The following is a 15,738-nucleotide window of genomic DNA, read 5'->3' on the forward strand; positions in this document are numbered from 1 at the left end:
TTAAACTTATATTAGTTTTGATTATTGTACAATACCTCAAAAATAATAGGAGAACTAATGGCTTATACAAAAGAAGAATTCAAACAATTAGTAGATGATATTCAATCACAATCTTGGTATAAAAATCCAATTGGATTTGGTATTGCAAAAGTTGATAGAGGACAAATTAACAAAGATAAAATATTACAAGCAACTTTCCCTTTAATAAATTGGAATGAGAATTTTGGAAGTGCAGCTATTTTATTAAATGCTTTAAAAGTAGCTGGAGAGAATGTAGATACTTCAAAATCAGAGTTAGTATGTAAAATAAGTGATGAGTTTTTAACTTCTTGTATCGAAGCTTTTAGACCATTTATTCCAGAAGCAAAAGGTGATGCACATAAAAATGTTCAAGTTATTTCTATATTAGCTTCACTTCCAATAGATTCTGGATTAAGTGCTGATGATTATAGAGTTGTATTTATTTTTGATGATGTTGCACCTGAAAGTACAGAAGCTGTATATTTAAAACTTTATGCACTTTCAACAGGAAAAGCAGCTTTAAGAAGCTTAAATTTAACAGGTGCATTTGGAAAATTACACAATTGCGCTTGGGTTGGAAATCAACCAATTGAACTTGACTGGTTAAGAGCAAATGAAATCGTATTAAAACTTTCTGGAAAATATCCAACTATTGATATGGTTGATAAATTCCCAAGATTTTTACAACATATTATCCCTGCAGATAATACAAGAATCCTAGAGACTTCAAAAGTTAGAATGGGAGCTCAATTAGCAGCTGGAACTACAGTAATGCCAGGAGCTGCTTATGTTAACTTCAATGCAGGAACTTTAGGTTCTGTTATGGTTGAGGGAAGAATTTCATCTTCAGCAGTTGTTGGAGCTGGATCTGATGTTGGTGGAGGAGCTTCAATTCTTGGAGTTCTTTCAGGAACAGATGGAGTTCCAGTTTCAATTGGAGAAAATACATTATTAGGTGCAAATTCTTGTACTGGAACTGCAATTGGTGATGGTTGTATTTTAGATGCTGGTGTTACAATTCTTCCTGGAACTAAAATCGCTTTATCTGATAAAGCTGTTGAAGCATTAAAAGAGATAAATCCAGGTAAAACTATTTCAAATGTAATGAAAGGAAGTGATTTCTTAGGAGTAAACGGAGTTCACTTTAGAGTTAACTCTTCAAATGGTCAAACAATAGCTATGAGAAGTACAAGAGAAGTTAAATTAAACGCTGATTTACACTAATCTTAGTTTTAAATAGTTTTTATAAGGGCAAGAAGTTTTCTTCTTGCCTTTTTTTATTTTAGCTCTAATCAACATATAACCACATATATCGTATACTTCCAACTTCAAAAAAATATAAAACACACAATAAAAGAGAAACATGATAGAACTTTCAAATGTATCAAAAAGCTACGGACCAAATGAGCTTTTTAGTGAACTAAATTTAAGACTAAATTCTGGTAATAAAATAGGATTAGTAGGGCGAAATGGTAGTGGAAAATCTACGCTTTTTAAGCTAATTTTAGGTGAAGAACAAGCTGATAGTGGAGAAGTAATGATTCCACGAAATTATAAAATCGGAGCTTTAAAACAATATTTTGATTTTAGTGAAAAAACTTTGGTTGATGAAACTGCACTGGCACTTGCAGAAGATGATAAATTTAGTATTTATAAAGTTGAAAAGATTTTATTTGGTTTAGGTTTTTCTCAAGAAGATTTAGAAAAAGAACCAAAATCATTTTCAGGTGGTTTTCAAATTAGAATAAATCTTGCAAAACTTCTATTAACTGAACCAAATATGTTACTTTTAGATGAGCCAACAAACTACTTAGATATTTTATCTATTAGATGGTTAAAAGCATTTCTTAAAAATTTTGATGGTGAAGTAATACTTATCACACATGATAGGGATTTTATGGATAGTGTTTGTACACATACTATGGGAATTATTAGAAGAAATGCTTATATGATTGCTGGTGGAACAGAAAAGTTTTATGAGCAATTAGCAAGTAATGAAGAACACCATGAAAAACAAAAAATAGCTCAAGATAAAAAAATCAAAGAGCTTGAAGAATTTATTGCAAAAAATAAAGCACGTGCTTCAACTGCTGCACTTGCCCAATCAAAAGTAAAAATACTTGAAAAAATGGATGTTTTAGAAGATATTGGTTATGACTCAACTCTAAAATTTGATTTTAATTACAAAGATACACCAGCAAAATTTTTACTTGAAGTAAAAGATGTAAGTTTTGGATATACAAAAGATAATATTTTATTTAAAGATATTTCATTTGCCCTTGAAAAAGGTCAGACTTTAGGAATTATTGGAAAAAATGGTAAAGGAAAATCTACTTTATTAAATGTAATTGCAAACGAATTAAAAGCTTTAAGTGGAACAATTGATTATCATGGAAGTACTGTTTTTGGACACTTTGGACAAACAAATATTTCACACTTAAATTTAAATAGTACAATTATGGATGAAATACATTCAACAAATACAAAATTACCAGAATCAGTGGTTAGAAGTATTTGTGGTTTGATGATGTTTTCTGGAGACAATGCTAAAAAGAAAATCTCTTTATTATCAGGGGGAGAAAAAAGTAGGGTAATGCTTGGAAAAATCATTGCAAAAGATGTAAATTTACTTTTCCTAGATGAGCCTACAAATCACCTTGATATGGATTCAATTGCTGCACTTACAAAAGCTATTAAAGCTTTTGAGGGATCAAGTATTATTGTAACTCACAGTGAAGAGTTATTAAGAGAAGTTTGTGATAGATTAATCGTATTTGCAAATGATGAAGCTGTTTGTTTTAATGGGACATATGACGAATTTTTAGAAAAAATTGGTTGGGATGATGATGTTGTAGAAGTAAAAAAAGAAAAAAATGTTAAAGTAAATAAAAAAGAGAGCAAAAAACTCAGAGCTGCTATTGTTTCTGAGAAATCAAAAGCTACAACTCCAATTAAAAAGCAGATGCAAGAAATAGAAGAAGAGATTGAAAAATTAGAAGATTCTCTTGAAGATGCAAGAGTAAAACTTTCAAGAGATATTCCAAAAATTGAGAAAAATATAGAAGATAAATTTGCTCAATTAGAAGCTTTACAAATCAAACTTGATGTTATGAATAAAGAGTTTGAAATAAGAATGAATGAGGTTTAAGCTAATAATAGCTTAAAGCTCTTAGGTGTAAATAATCTAAGAGTCTCACTCTTTTGTGATTTCAATTCATTTGAAAAACCATTTTTACTAAATATCACAAAAATATCTACATTTAAATCTGCTATTTTACAATCTTCTTTTAGTTTATTTAACTCATTTTTCTTTAGTTTTGAGTTTATATATTTACAATTTCCAGCAATGATTTTTCCTGAAGTTGTTTTAGCAACTAAATCGATTTCAACTTTTTCATCCCAATATTTACCAAATTGTTTAACTGGATCTTCTACAAAAGAGTCTCTAAGACACTCCATCGCTAACTCTTCAAAAATGAAATTTCCAAATTCAGCTTGTTTATTTTCATAAAGTTCATAAAACTCTTTGTATTCTTTTTCTTTGATTCCTTTATAAATTGGAGAAACAAAAGCAAACCAAAATCTTAAAAAAGGAGTTGTAAAAAGAAGTTTTTTAGAAATTTTATCATCACCTCTTTTTTTTGCTAGGTGATGTTGTGAAGATTCAATTTCTATTAATCCTCTATCAACAAGCTTCTCAACACATTTCATTCCCTCTTCAAAGCTAACAAAGGCTCTTTTGAAAGAGGAGTTTGTTCTTCTATCACCTTGGGCAATTCCTGTTAAAATTGCATGGTCAACTTTATAACCACCACTTATTGTGTTTATTTCATATCTAAGATTTGTATATTCATTTAAAATATGTTTTTCAATTAGCTCAAGTAGAGGTTTTGTTGTATCGATTTTTATATTTAATCCACCAAATACTATAAAGTATTGAACAGCTGTTTCCATATCTGTGATTTTGTTTTCAGTACAAAAAATTCTAAATTGATTTTTTGTTGATTGATCTATTAAAATAATGGTAAATCCTTAATTTTTATTATATTTTTGCAAAAAATTATTAAAAGAGTTTGCAAATTGTTGAGCATCTTTTTGACTAAAAGGGGCAGGTCCTTTTGTGATTTCTCCACTATCACGTATTTCTTGCATAAGATTTCTCATTGCTAGATATTGTTTTATATTATCTTGTGTGTACATTGCACCTCTGTGATCAATTGCATGGGCATCTTTTGCAATAGTTCTATCTGCAAGTGGAATATCAGCTGTAATTACCAAGTCATTTGCTTCTAACATTTCAACTATTTTATCATCAGCTTCATCAGCACCTTGATTTACTATTATATATTTTATATAATTAGAAGTGCCTATATTTATTTTTTTATTTGCAATTACAATTGTATCTATTTTTTGTTTTTCAATGGCTCTTAAAACTATTACTTTTAAGAGATTTGGGAAAGCATCGCCATCTATAAAAAGTCTCATATTTTAAATAAATCTTTTGGGTCTATATGAGATGAATCTTTTGTTGCTTGGAACATTAAACTATCATCAACTCTTCCTACAACATAACCTTGTTTTATCCATTTTCCAACAACTAAAGTAGGTGAAATTTCATCTAAATGAGAATAAATTGTATGAAGTCCACCTTCATGTTGGATAATAACTACATTAGCTAACATTCCAGCATTTTTTTTGGCATAAACAACTTTTCCATTTAAAACAGAAACAACTTTTGCTTTTGGTTCATCACTTTTTAAAACTATTGATTCATTAAATAGTTTAATTTTATAAACTGGGTCATAGTATGTTCCAAAGTTTTTTACTACTTTAAAAGATTTTAATGGAGCAATTGTTTTTTCCCCTTTATATTTGATTATTTGAACACCATCTGTTGATGAACCTATCTTTTTAACATCAAGATTTAGATTCTTTGCATATCTTTGATTTCTAACATCTGCTGTTTGAACAACATCATCATTTGAAGAATCTTGAGATGAAGAATATTCTTCTTGAATTTTTTGAGTAGAAGATTTTTTTTGTGCTAAAAGTTCTTGTAGTTTATTTCTTTTTTCTTCAGCTTCAGCTTCTTCTCTAGCTTGAGCTTTTTTTGTTTCGGCTTCTTTTAAAATATTTAATTCAGAAAGAAGATTTTTTAATGATTCTTGCTCTTTTGCAACTTTATTTAATTCTTCTTGATAAGATTTGTGCTGTTCTTCTAAACTAATAAGTGAACTTGAGTGTTTCTCTTTTAAAATAGTTAATTTGTTTTTTGTTTTTTGTCTATCTTCAATATAAGATGCAATTTTATCTATATCTTTTTGATTGTTTTTTGTATTTGTTGATAAAGCACTATAATTTGTGTTTAATTTTGAAACTTTTTCTTTTGAATATTGTGATAATAAAGTATAAATTTCATTATCAATTAATTCTTGTAAACTATCTTCAGATGCTAGTTTTAAGGCAATTGAAATAGAAAATTCTTCAATTATCGTATCTACAATTTGTTCTTCATGACTAGTCTTTTCTCTAATTAATTCTGTAGATTTAGAGTTTAATTCAGTTAATTTATATTTTGCATCTTCTAAAAGCTTTTGATGTTCTTCAATATCTGAATTTATTTGGTTTATATCTTTTTCAAGAGTTGTTATATTTGAATTTTGACTTTCGATTTTTTCTGCTAATTCTTTTATTTTTAAACTTGTAGTCTCTTTTTTATCATCACTTGAATTAAGTTTTTCTGTATTTGTTTGTATCTTTTTATCAATATTAGATGCAGCAAAAACAGTACTTAAAGATACTATTAATAGAAAAAATAGTTTAGTCATTACTTATCTTATATTTTAGTAATACACCAAATATTGTAAATATAGAGATGCAAAATGATAATAAAAATATTTTCATTAATTCAAGAAATATATTTATATCTATATCTACTATTTCATGTAATTCTAAAGGAAATAAAACAGTCATATTATTAGAAACATAATATAAAAATCCAGCAGAAATTAAAAATGATAATAAAGAACTTATCAACGCATAATTTAATATTGAGGAAGCACTATATAAAATAGAAGCTCCATGAAGCCTTAAAATAGATATTTTTACACTATGTTCATGAAACCAAAGTTTTATCTGTTTTGCAATAATAATTATTGCAAAAATAGTAATAATAAAAAATAGAATAAACGATACACTATTTAATAAAAGTAATAATAAATAAATTTGATTATGATTTTTATAAAAAACTTCAACTTTTTTTACATTTTTATTTTGTAATAAAGTCTGTTTTATATCTTCAAGTTCACTACTTGTAGGAAATATTTCTAAATAAATTTGATAAAAATTTGGTAATTTTTGTTTTAATAAGTCAATTGAAGTATCTGATAAATTAGATTGTATACTCGAAATAATTTTATCATTTGGTAAATTTTGTATCTTCTCTACTTTAATACCAGCTAATTCTTTAATGGCATCTTTTTCTAAAGGAGTAATAGTAACTATAATAATAGAATAATCCCTTGATATTTTTGATTTGTAATTATCAACTACATTATTTATTAACAAAAACATTGAAAAAGTAATTAACATAGAAAGTAAAGGAATTAAAAAAGCAAATACATTCTTAAGAAACTTCATAAATAATTCCATCCTCAATAGATAATTGTCTAAATTTAATTCCTAGATTTTTTGGAACTCTATGGGTTACAACAACAATAGTAATTCCTAATTGTTCATTCGCACCTTTTAATAAATTCCAAACAACTTCTGCTGAAAAATCATCAAGATTCCCTGTTGGCTCATCAGCTATTATTATTTTTGGATTATGTGCAAGTGCCCGTGCAACTGCAACTCTTTGTTGCTCTCCACCACTTAATTCATTTGGATAATAACCAGCTCTATGAGAAAGTCTTACGTGAGCTAAGAGTTTATTTGCTTGGTCTTTTGATATTTCATCAGAATAACCATTTATTTTAAGTGGAATCATGATGTTTTCTTCAATAGTATATTCATTTATTAGTTTATAATCTTGAAAAATAATACCAATATCTTTTCTTAAAATTCTTAGTTTTTTACCTTTTATACCAAAAACTTCTTGATTTTCTATTTTTAAACTACCATGTTTTAAAGGAATATCTCCATAAAATGATTTTAGAAGTGTTGATTTACCACTTCCTGAATTTCCACCTATAAAAATAAATTCTTTAGGTTTTATAGAAAAATTTCCTTTTTTTATAACATATTTATTGTCATCGTATGAAAGATAAATATTCTTAGCTTCTATCATTTACTTAAAATCTCTTTTAATTTTTCATGTGCATTTATATTTGAACTAGTTGGAAGTGGATTTCCTTGATAATAAGAAATAGTTCCTTCATTAACATAAAGATATTTTGTAACAGGTCTATCAAAATTTCCCATTGTTATTTTTATTAATCCTGAATTTTGACTATTTTCAATAGTATAAAGCTCTTCAACATGAATAAAATAGTTTTTTTCAATTATTGATTTTGTTGGAATTGTTTTTAAAGTATTATCAAAATTTATTTTAAAATCAAAAGAGAAATCAAAATTTAAATTAATATTTTCATCAATATCAAAAGCCTCTAAAACAACATCATAAATATTTTTACCTTGTTTTTTCCATCTATCTTCATATTTACTTGATACAGCTAAATCTTTATTTATATCAATTGTAATTCTTCCTTTTGGCAGATTCGTTAAAACTTCTGTACAAAAATCAAAATATTTTCTACTATCAGTTCGTAACTCTAAAGTTCCGCTAACTTTTAAAACTCTTAAAGCTTCATTTACAAACTCATTTGAATAAATTCTTCTATGTGGTTTTTTGTCCCAAGGAACAGGAAAATGTACAAATATTTTTCCAACTTTATTTGATTCAATAAACTCCATAAAAAGTCTTGCATCATAATTTACAACTAATACATTTGTGATGTTTTGAAGTTCCAATTGTTTTAGAAGTTGTTCAATTGATGGATAGTGAATTTCAAGTCCAATAAATTGAATATTAGGATTTGTTTTTGCTTGGTGTAAAAGATGTCTTCCACTTCCAAAACCAATCTCTATTTGAATCTCTTTATCTGTTTTAAATTCATCAACAAAATAGTTAATATCTTTTAGATATTCATTTGTTGATTCTTCTTTTAATTTTAGATTATTCGTATTTGAAAATAATACTTTTGCATTATTTAAATTTACATAAGCATTTAAAGCATTTTTTACTAAAGTAACAGGAGATAATCTTGTTACTTTATCAGCTTTAATCATAAAATCATCATTTTTTGGTTTTAGTGATAATAAAAACTCTTTATTTTCATTTTCTAATGCGATTTTATACTCAATTCTTCTTTCTTTTTGCGTAAAATTGTAAGATTTTGCAATAAACTTAAAATTTACTCCATCTTTTTGTGAGGGAAGTGTAATTAATTCTTTTTTTTCAAATACTATATGTGGCATCTATCTTCTTAGTTATAATAATTTTTGTTTAGTTCAATTTTTGCTAAATTTGAAGTTGGATTAGAAAGTGAATTAAAACTCATACCTTGTACAGAGTTAGAAGAATTTTCTAGACCATCTTTATCTATAGCAATAATTTTATAATAATATGTTTTTCCAGTATTCTCTGTAGTATCTTCATATTGTAAAGTACTTGCATTAACTTCTTTTATTTTTGTGTAACCAAAAGCACTAAATGTACTTCTATATATTGCATATTTTACAACATCACTTGTCGTAGATGCTTCCCAAGATACTGTAATTTTTTTAGGTTGATTATTTGTTGCTTGAACATTATTAACAGTTGCTGGAAGAGGTTTTGTTTTAGCTATAACCGTTTTACTAGGAGCTGCTTCAACATCATCAAAACTAAATGCTTTAATTCTATATTTATAACTTGTATTGTCATCTAATCCTGTATCTAAATATTCAACTTGAAGTCTTTCTTTTACAGTTTTTAGTATTATCCATTCATTTAAAAGAGTATTATATTTTTCAATTCTATAATAACCAACTCTTTTATCTGTGTGAGGTCTCCAAACTAGTTTTACACTTTTTGGTAAATTTGATATTGCTTGTACAAATTCAACAGGAACAATTCTAGGAAGAGTTTGAACAATATATGCATCAGTTGTTTTTGATTCTGTTCCATCAGCTGTTCTTGAAGATATTTGGTAAGCATATCTTGTTTTTGGTTCCAATTCTTTGTCAACATAGTGAGTTGCATATTTATTATCAATAGATTTTACAAGTTTTAATTCGGTTGAACCTTTATCTATTTCAGTTCTATAAAAATTATAACCAACAACTCTTGGATCATTTACTTTTTCCCATTCAAAACCAATATTTGCCATATCTGGAATAGATTTAATAGAGTTATAATTTACTATTTCAATAGAATTATCAACTTTTGGTTTTATAGGACCATTTAAATCATCAATTATATTAGTGCAACCACTAAATAAAAGTATTAAAGCTGCTAACGATGTTGTTTTCATTAAGTTTGTCATTTATATTCTCCTTTTGAAAATTAGTATTTAGGAATTCATCCATATCATTTGGTAAATTTGCTTTAAAACTCATTTGCTTATTTGTGATAGGATGAGTTAAATAAAGATAATAAGCATGCAAATAAAATCTATTTATTTTATTTAATTCGCCCTTAAAACCATATAAATTATCACCTAATATATGCCTATTTATCGAACTTAAGTGAACTCTTATCTGATGAGTTCTACCTGTATATAATTTTGCAGCTATTAGCTCAAAATTTTCTTTATCACTTAATGCAATTTTATGAAATGCCGATTTTGCAAATCTTCCATTTTCTTCAATTGACATTTTTAATCTATTATTTGAATTTCTACCTATGGGCTTAGTAATTATAATATTATCTTTTAAAGGCATGTCAGTTATTGCTAAATAATACCTTCCCATAGTTTTTTCTTCAAGCTGTTTTGATAATCCTACATGAGCCTGATTTGTTTTTGCAACAACCATTACCCCACTTGTTCCTTTATCAAGTCTATGAACAATTCCATGTCTTTCTTCTCCACTTAGTGTAGATAATGAAATATTATTTAACTTAAGCCAATCAACTAAAGTTGCATCTTTTACACTTGGAGCATCATGAACAGTTAGGTTATAAGGCTTATTTATAACTAAAATATCATCATCTTCATAAATGATTTCTATATTTTTATCTTCTAATGATTTTCTTATAAATAATTCATCTTTTATGGTGTTAAATTCAGCCTCAGGGAAGTGAACATTAACTATTTGATTCTCTTTTAATTTTAAACCAGTTTTGCTAACTATTTTGCCATCTACTTTTACATACTCTTTTTTTATTAGTTGTTCTATTTGATTTCTTGAAGCATCAATTTGTAATGCTAGAAATTTATCTAACCTATTTGTTTCAGAAACAATAAAATTTTTATCCATATTTAGATACTCTTTCATTATGCGTTTATTTGATAAAAGAATTATTTCCCATTTTGATTATTTGTTAATAATATTTGTTTTACCTTTGATATTCATATCATACCATTTAATTGGTGAAACAAACGAAAGGTTAGCTAATAAACAACTAGTATATTATGTAATTTCTATTTTTGCGTTTCTTTTAGTTTTTATTTTACCTATTAGAAAAAAAATTAGAACTATACCAACTTTATATTGGTTAGGTATTATATTATTAGTAGCTGTTGAATTTGTAGGTATTACAAAATTAGGAGCTGCAAGATGGTTGCCTATACCTTTTTTAAACACAACTATTCAGCCTTCTGAATTAATAAAACCAGTGTTTATTTTGATGCTTGGATATTTAATTCATCATAAACCACCACCAAAGGGTGGTTATAATTTTTTAGATTTTTGTTATTTTTCTTTTTATATATTATTACCATTTTTATTAATTGCAAAGGAACCTGATTTAGGAACTGCAATGGTTTTACTTTTGGTAGGTTATGGTGTTTTATTTATTATTGGGGTAAATTGGAAAATTTGGACAACTATTTTTATTATAGTAGGTTTAACTTCACCATTTATTTATACATATTTAATTAAAGATTATCAGAAAAAAAGAATTACTGATTTTGTTTCAGAAGAACCAAGTTATCATGTTCAACAATCAATTATTGCTATTGGTTCAGGCGGACTTACTGGAAAACAAAGTGAAGAAGCAACTCAAACTCAATTAAAATTTTTACCAATTGCAACAAGTGACTTTATTTTTGCATATTTTGTTGAAAGATATGGATTTTTGGGCGCAATAGGATTGATATTTTTATATGCATTAATTATTATGCATTTACTTAGTATGAATTATTATTTTAAAGATGATTATATAGTCAGGGTTTTTGCCTCTGGATTGGGTCTTTTGATATTTTTTAATATGAGTGTAAATGTTTTGATGGTTATAGGATTTGCTCCTGTTGTTGGAATTCCACTACCCTTATTTTCTTATGGTGGGAGTTCTTTTATAAACTTTATTGTAACTTTTGCTATTTTAGAAAATTTATTGGCATTTAGGTATATGAATTTATATAATTATGAAAGAAAATTGTAAAATAAAATCACAAAACAGAAAAAGGGATTTAAATCATCCCTTGTTTTTCTAAAACATCATTTAAAATTTCTAAATCATCAATCGAGTTTCCACAAACTTTTTTATCAGTTTTTATATCCACAATTTCTTCTTTATTTTCACCTATATATTGATAATTTAGGACATAATCTTTTTTTAATAAATCAAGGCTACTTTTATCTTCACATAAAGAATCTTGAATTTGTTTTTTAAATTTATTTTTTAAATTTTTATCTTCTAAATAAACTTCATGAAGTTGATATTTATAATAAATATTTTTATCTTTTTTATAGATATCAATTAAAGTACTATTCATATCTATTTGAATTGGTAAATTATCTTTAAAACTTTCTATCTCTTTTTCCAAAGCATAATCTTCAAAAAAATAAAATTTACTAACTTCAATAAAAAAATTTACAGAAAAAAGTAAATTTATTGTTACTAATAATTTTGAAGAAAATGACCAAAATTTTGAACCTTTATAATTATTTGCTGTTTTGAAAATAATCAAAAATATAGCAATAGCGTAAATCAAAAGTATAAGATATAAAAAAAACTCTATATAATTTTCTTTATTTTGAGCATATTTAGTTTGCATAAAAATTGTTTCAAAAAAAACTTCAATTAAAAATGATATGAATATAAACCAGAACCAAAAAACAATAAGTAAAGAAGTTTTCCCACTCATTAGTTTATAAAAATAGTTTTTATCTGCTGACATTATTTTCCTTAATATAATCTATATTGTACATTGAATCTTAACTTTGTTGATGTTTGTGGTTTTGGATAATCTTTATATGCAATTTCTATTAATTCTAATGAATAATCGTCTAAAATTGCATATCCAGATGAATCTATGACTTTTAATCCAGTAATACTTCCATCTGGATGAAACATAAATTCTATAACATTTACTCCACCAATTCTTAGTTTTGCCGCAAGTGGAGGATAACCTAATCTATTTAAAACTCTTTGAGTAATAGTTTGAAAATTATTTAAATTCTTTTCTAAATATGCTTTTTGAACTTTAGTAAATTTTTCATATTCTTCACCATATAATTTTTGAAGTTCGTTTAAAATTTCTTTATTAATTGGTTCTTTTTGAGATAAAAAGTTTTCTAATGTTTTGTCTTGAATTGACTCTTTATTATTTATAATTTGTTCATTTATTATTCTTTTTTGCAATTCTTTTGATTTTTCAAAATTTATTTTTTTGTTATTTTCAACTTTTTTTTCAATCTCTTTTTTAAGAGTTTCTTTTTTTGTAACTTCTTTTTGAATTTTTGCAGATTCAACTTTTCTTTCTATAATTGGTTCAACTTTTTCATCTATTGACTTATTTACAATAGGTTCTTCTTTTTTTAATTTTACAAACTTGACATCAGATTTTTTTACAACTTCTTCTTTAATTTGATTATTTTTTGCAAATTCATCATTTTTATATTTCTTAAATAGAAAAAAATGTAAAGATATTGAAATAATAAAGGCTAGGATAATAATTCTCATAGCGCGATTATAGTACAATTACCCTGATAAATGATTAATAGGAATATGAATGTTTAATAAATCAATAAAAGCTTATGAAGAAGCTTGTGAAGTAATTCCAGGAGGAGTTGATTCACCGGTTCGTGCTTTTAAAAGTGTAGGAGGAACTCCACCTTTTATAGAAAAAGGAGAGGGTGCTTATTTATTTGATATAGATGGTAATAAGTATTTAGATTTTGTTCAAAGTTGGGGACCACTTATTTTTGGTCATTGTGATAAAGATATCGAAAATGCAGTAATTGAAACTGCAAAAAAAGGTTTATCTTTTGGTGCACCAACAGTTCTTGAAACACAATTGGCAAATGAAATTGTTGAAATGTATGACAATATTGATAAAGTTAGATTTGTAAGTTCAGGAACAGAAGCCGTAATGTCTGCAATAAGATTAGCTCGAGGTGTTACAGGGAAAAACGATATTGTAAAATTTGAGGGTTGTTATCATGGACACTCTGATTCATTATTAGTTCAAGCAGGTTCAGGAATGGCAACATTCGGAAGTCCAAGTAGCCCTGGAGTTCCAGCTGATTTAACAAAACATACACTTTTATGTGAATACAATAATATTGAAAACTTAAAAAAATGTTTTGCTGATTCATCTGATATTGCTTGCATTATTATTGAACCAATTGCTGGAAATATGGGATTAGTTCCAGCTGAAGAAGAGTTTTTAAAAGCTTGTAGAGAATTGTGCGATAAAAATGGTGCATTACTTATCTTCGATGAAGTGATGTCTGGTTTTAGAGCTTCGTTAAAAGGTGCAAGTGGTATTTTAAAAACTCAAGCTGATATTATAACTTTTGGTAAAGTAATAGGTGCTGGAATGCCTGTTGGTGCATTTGCAGCAAATAAAAGAATTATGAATTATTTAAGTCCAGATGGAACTGTTTATCAAGCTGGAACTTTAAGTGGAAATCCAGTTGCAATGGCTGCTGGACTTGTAAGTTTAAAAAAATTAAAAGCAAATCCTTCTGTGTATGCCGATTTAAGTGAAAAAGCTTTAAGATTAGTAAACGGCTTAAAAGAAGTAGCTACAAAAAATGGCATTTCTTTACAAGTGAATACAAGAGGAAGTATGTTTGGGTTTTTCTTTTGTGAAAAAGAGCCTAAAAACTTCAAAGAAGTAGGGCTTTGTGACTTTAAGAGATTTGCAACGTTTCATCATGAAATGTTAAAAAAAGGTTTTTATTTTGCTTGTTCACAATATGAAACGGGTTTTATTTGTACAAAAATTACAAATGAAGATATTGATGCTTGTATAAATGCAGCATCTGAAGTTATGAAAAATTTGTAAGAACAACTAGTTGTTCTCTTTAGAGTTTGTTTCTTTAACTTTGGCTTTGCCAAAGTGTTAAAAGAAACTTAATATTAAAAAAAAGGAAAAAAAATGACAATTAAAAATGTAGAATTAACAAAAAAAGCAAATATATATTTTGATGGAAATGTTACAAGTAGAAGTTTTGTAGAAGAAAATGGAGTTAAAAAAACTTTAGGTATTATGATGCCAGGAGAATATACTTTTGGTACAAATGATGCTGAACATATGGAAATTATTGCAGGTCGTGTTGAAGTTTTAATATCTTATGGAGATAGTAACTGGGAAACAATTGAAGCTGGTGGTTTTTTTGAAGTTCCTGCAAATTGTAGTTTTGATATTAAAGTGTTAGAAATAACAGATTATTGTTGTACTTTTATAAACTAATTTTGGTTTATTAAATGGATAATCAAAATAATAAACCAAAACATCAAGATAAAGTTATTGCTTTAGATAACTTATCTTTGGGAATTTCAATAGTTGCTGCAATTATAATAGGTTTTGGTATTGGATATGGTTTAAAACAATTAACTGGTTATACTTGGACTTTATGGCTTGGTATTGCTTGGGGAATTGCAGCTGCAGTTATGAATGTATATAGAGCATATAAAAGAGCACAAAAAGAGTATGAAGGTATGGAAAATGACCCAAGATATTCTTATAGAGCAAAACATGGAGATAAATCTTTTGACAAAGATGATGATGAAGATTAATCCTGAAATTCTAAAATTTGCAAAGGTCTTTATTCTTCTAGACCTTTGTCTTATTTTTTATTCTTTATTTTTTCAAAATAAATTTTGGTTATTAAATGCACAAGTTGCATTTGTATCTTCTTTATTTATTATTATTGCTTCTTTTTTATCTTATAGAAGAAATATTCAAAGTAGGTTATCAAATCTTGATTTGACTCAAATAAATCAAGGTGAAGATAGGGATAAAATTGATGAAATAGATGATCCTTATGATTTATATACTGAATACAATGAAATACCAGAAGAGGAATTAACTTCTGAAAAAATCAAAGAAATAATCAATGATGAGAAATCAAAAGTAAAAAGAAATTCTTTCAAAAATACAATTTTTTCTGCAAGTGGGTTTTTGTCAATTTATAGAATTTTAGGTTATGGAATTTTGATATTTGGTTTTTTTGCTTTAAACAACAATAAGATTTTTTTACCTATAGCTTTTATTATAGGATTAGGAATAGTTCCAATTGGAATTTTATTTTCAAAGCTTCTTGAAAAAAAGCTTTGAA

Annotated in this window: 17 protein-coding genes; 7 read left to right on the forward strand and 10 right to left on the reverse strand. The window is 26.6% G+C overall.

Going from position 1 to position 15,738, the window contains the following annotated elements; translation table 11 throughout:
• The first annotated feature begins 57 nt into the window (after positions 1-57).
• Positions 58-1,245 carry a tetrahydrodipicolinate N-succinyltransferase N-terminal domain-containing protein gene (locus ASUIS_RS05975; RefSeq protein WP_118886162.1) on the forward strand — a complete coding sequence of 396 codons (1,188 nt, stop codon included), beginning with the start codon at positions 58-60 and terminating at the stop codon, positions 1,243-1,245.
• Positions 1,246-1,384: 139 nt separating this feature from the next.
• Complete coding sequence (locus ASUIS_RS05980; RefSeq protein ID WP_118886163.1) at positions 1,385-3,169, forward strand: ABC-F family ATP-binding cassette domain-containing protein; 1,785 nt, start codon at positions 1,385-1,387, stop codon at positions 3,167-3,169.
• Here ASUIS_RS05980 and ASUIS_RS05985 read toward each other — a convergent pair.
• From ASUIS_RS05985 to ASUIS_RS06020, 8 genes are all read right to left on the reverse strand, one after another.
• Positions 3,166-3,975: a DUF234 domain-containing protein gene (locus ASUIS_RS05985; RefSeq protein WP_226800004.1), complete on the reverse strand. Its 810-nt coding sequence runs from the start codon at positions 3,973-3,975 to the stop codon at positions 3,166-3,168. The genes ASUIS_RS05980 and ASUIS_RS05985 overlap by 4 nt on opposite strands.
• Positions 3,976-4,053: 78 nt before the next feature.
• The gene (locus tag ASUIS_RS05990; protein WP_118886165.1) at positions 4,054-4,506 is read right to left on the reverse strand and encodes a YaiI/YqxD family protein; all 453 of its coding nucleotides are present in this window, start codon (positions 4,504-4,506) and stop codon (positions 4,054-4,056) included.
• Positions 4,503-5,849, reverse strand: a complete 1,347-nt coding sequence (locus ASUIS_RS05995) for a murein hydrolase activator EnvC family protein (protein WP_118886166.1) — start codon at positions 5,847-5,849, stop codon at positions 4,503-4,505. The genes ASUIS_RS05990 and ASUIS_RS05995 overlap by 4 nt, the downstream gene beginning before the upstream one ends.
• A complete protein-coding gene (locus ASUIS_RS06000; RefSeq protein ID WP_118887647.1) occupies positions 5,842-6,660 on the reverse strand; it encodes a cell division protein FtsX in 819 nt (272 codons plus the stop codon). Before ASUIS_RS06000 ends, ASUIS_RS05995 begins: the two co-directional genes overlap by 8 nt.
• Positions 6,647-7,309, reverse strand: a complete 663-nt coding sequence (locus ASUIS_RS06005; protein WP_118886167.1) for a cell division ATP-binding protein FtsE — start codon at positions 7,307-7,309, stop codon at positions 6,647-6,649. Before ASUIS_RS06005 ends, ASUIS_RS06000 begins: the two co-directional genes overlap by 14 nt.
• Positions 7,306-8,499, reverse strand: a complete 1,194-nt coding sequence (gene trmB, locus ASUIS_RS06010) for a tRNA (guanosine(46)-N7)-methyltransferase TrmB (protein ID WP_118886168.1) — start codon at positions 8,497-8,499, stop codon at positions 7,306-7,308. The genes ASUIS_RS06005 and trmB overlap by 4 nt, the downstream gene beginning before the upstream one ends.
• A gap of 8 nt (positions 8,500-8,507) precedes the next feature.
• On the reverse strand, positions 8,508-9,548 hold the full coding sequence (locus ASUIS_RS06015) for a fibronectin type III domain-containing protein (RefSeq protein ID WP_118886169.1): 1,041 nt from the start codon (positions 9,546-9,548) through the stop codon (positions 8,508-8,510).
• Positions 9,496-10,482, reverse strand: a complete 987-nt coding sequence (locus ASUIS_RS06020) for an RluA family pseudouridine synthase (protein ID WP_118886170.1) — start codon at positions 10,480-10,482, stop codon at positions 9,496-9,498. The genes ASUIS_RS06015 and ASUIS_RS06020 overlap by 53 nt, the downstream gene beginning before the upstream one ends.
• 19 nt (positions 10,483-10,501) lie before the next feature.
• On the opposite strand from ASUIS_RS06020, the gene ASUIS_RS06025 reads away from it, so the two are divergent.
• Complete coding sequence (locus ASUIS_RS06025) at positions 10,502-11,608, forward strand: FtsW/RodA/SpoVE family cell cycle protein (RefSeq protein WP_118886171.1); 1,107 nt, start codon at positions 10,502-10,504, stop codon at positions 11,606-11,608.
• A gap of 28 nt (positions 11,609-11,636) precedes the next feature.
• On the opposite strand, the gene ASUIS_RS06030 is transcribed toward ASUIS_RS06025, so the two are convergent.
• Both ASUIS_RS06030 and ASUIS_RS06035 read right to left on the reverse strand, forming a co-directional pair.
• Entirely contained in the window at positions 11,637-12,347 is a 711-nt protein-coding gene (locus ASUIS_RS06030) for a hypothetical protein (protein ID WP_118886172.1), read from the reverse strand.
• Between the two features lie 8 nt (positions 12,348-12,355).
• Positions 12,356-13,150 carry an energy transducer TonB gene (locus tag ASUIS_RS06035; RefSeq protein ID WP_118886173.1) on the reverse strand — a complete coding sequence of 265 codons (795 nt, stop codon included), beginning with the start codon at positions 13,148-13,150 and terminating at the stop codon, positions 12,356-12,358.
• Positions 13,151-13,181: 31 nt separating this feature from the next.
• Between ASUIS_RS06035 and hemL the strand changes: the two genes are divergently transcribed.
• The 4 genes from hemL to ASUIS_RS06055 all read left to right on the forward strand — a co-directional run bounded on the left by hemL (position 13,182) and on the right by ASUIS_RS06055 (position 15,737).
• A complete protein-coding gene (gene hemL / locus ASUIS_RS06040) occupies positions 13,182-14,462 on the forward strand; it encodes a glutamate-1-semialdehyde 2,1-aminomutase (protein WP_118886174.1) in 1,281 nt (426 codons plus the stop codon).
• A gap of 93 nt (positions 14,463-14,555) precedes the next feature.
• Positions 14,556-14,870, forward strand: coding sequence for a pyrimidine/purine nucleoside phosphorylase (ppnP, locus tag ASUIS_RS06045; protein ID WP_118886175.1), 315 nt, complete (start codon positions 14,556-14,558; stop codon positions 14,868-14,870).
• A gap of 14 nt (positions 14,871-14,884) precedes the next feature.
• Positions 14,885-15,196 (forward strand): AtpZ/AtpI family protein, encoded by a 312-nt coding sequence (locus ASUIS_RS06050; protein ID WP_118886176.1) that lies wholly within the window; start codon positions 14,885-14,887, stop codon positions 15,194-15,196.
• Positions 15,126-15,737, forward strand: a complete 612-nt coding sequence (locus tag ASUIS_RS06055) for a hypothetical protein (RefSeq protein WP_226800006.1) — start codon at positions 15,126-15,128, stop codon at positions 15,735-15,737. The genes ASUIS_RS06050 and ASUIS_RS06055 overlap by 71 nt, the downstream gene beginning before the upstream one ends.
• The last annotated feature ends 1 nt before the right edge of the window (position 15,738 follow it).

Source organism: Arcobacter suis CECT 7833 (genome assembly GCF_003544815.1).
Lineage (GTDB): Bacteria > Campylobacterota > Campylobacteria > Campylobacterales > Arcobacteraceae > Aliarcobacter > Aliarcobacter suis.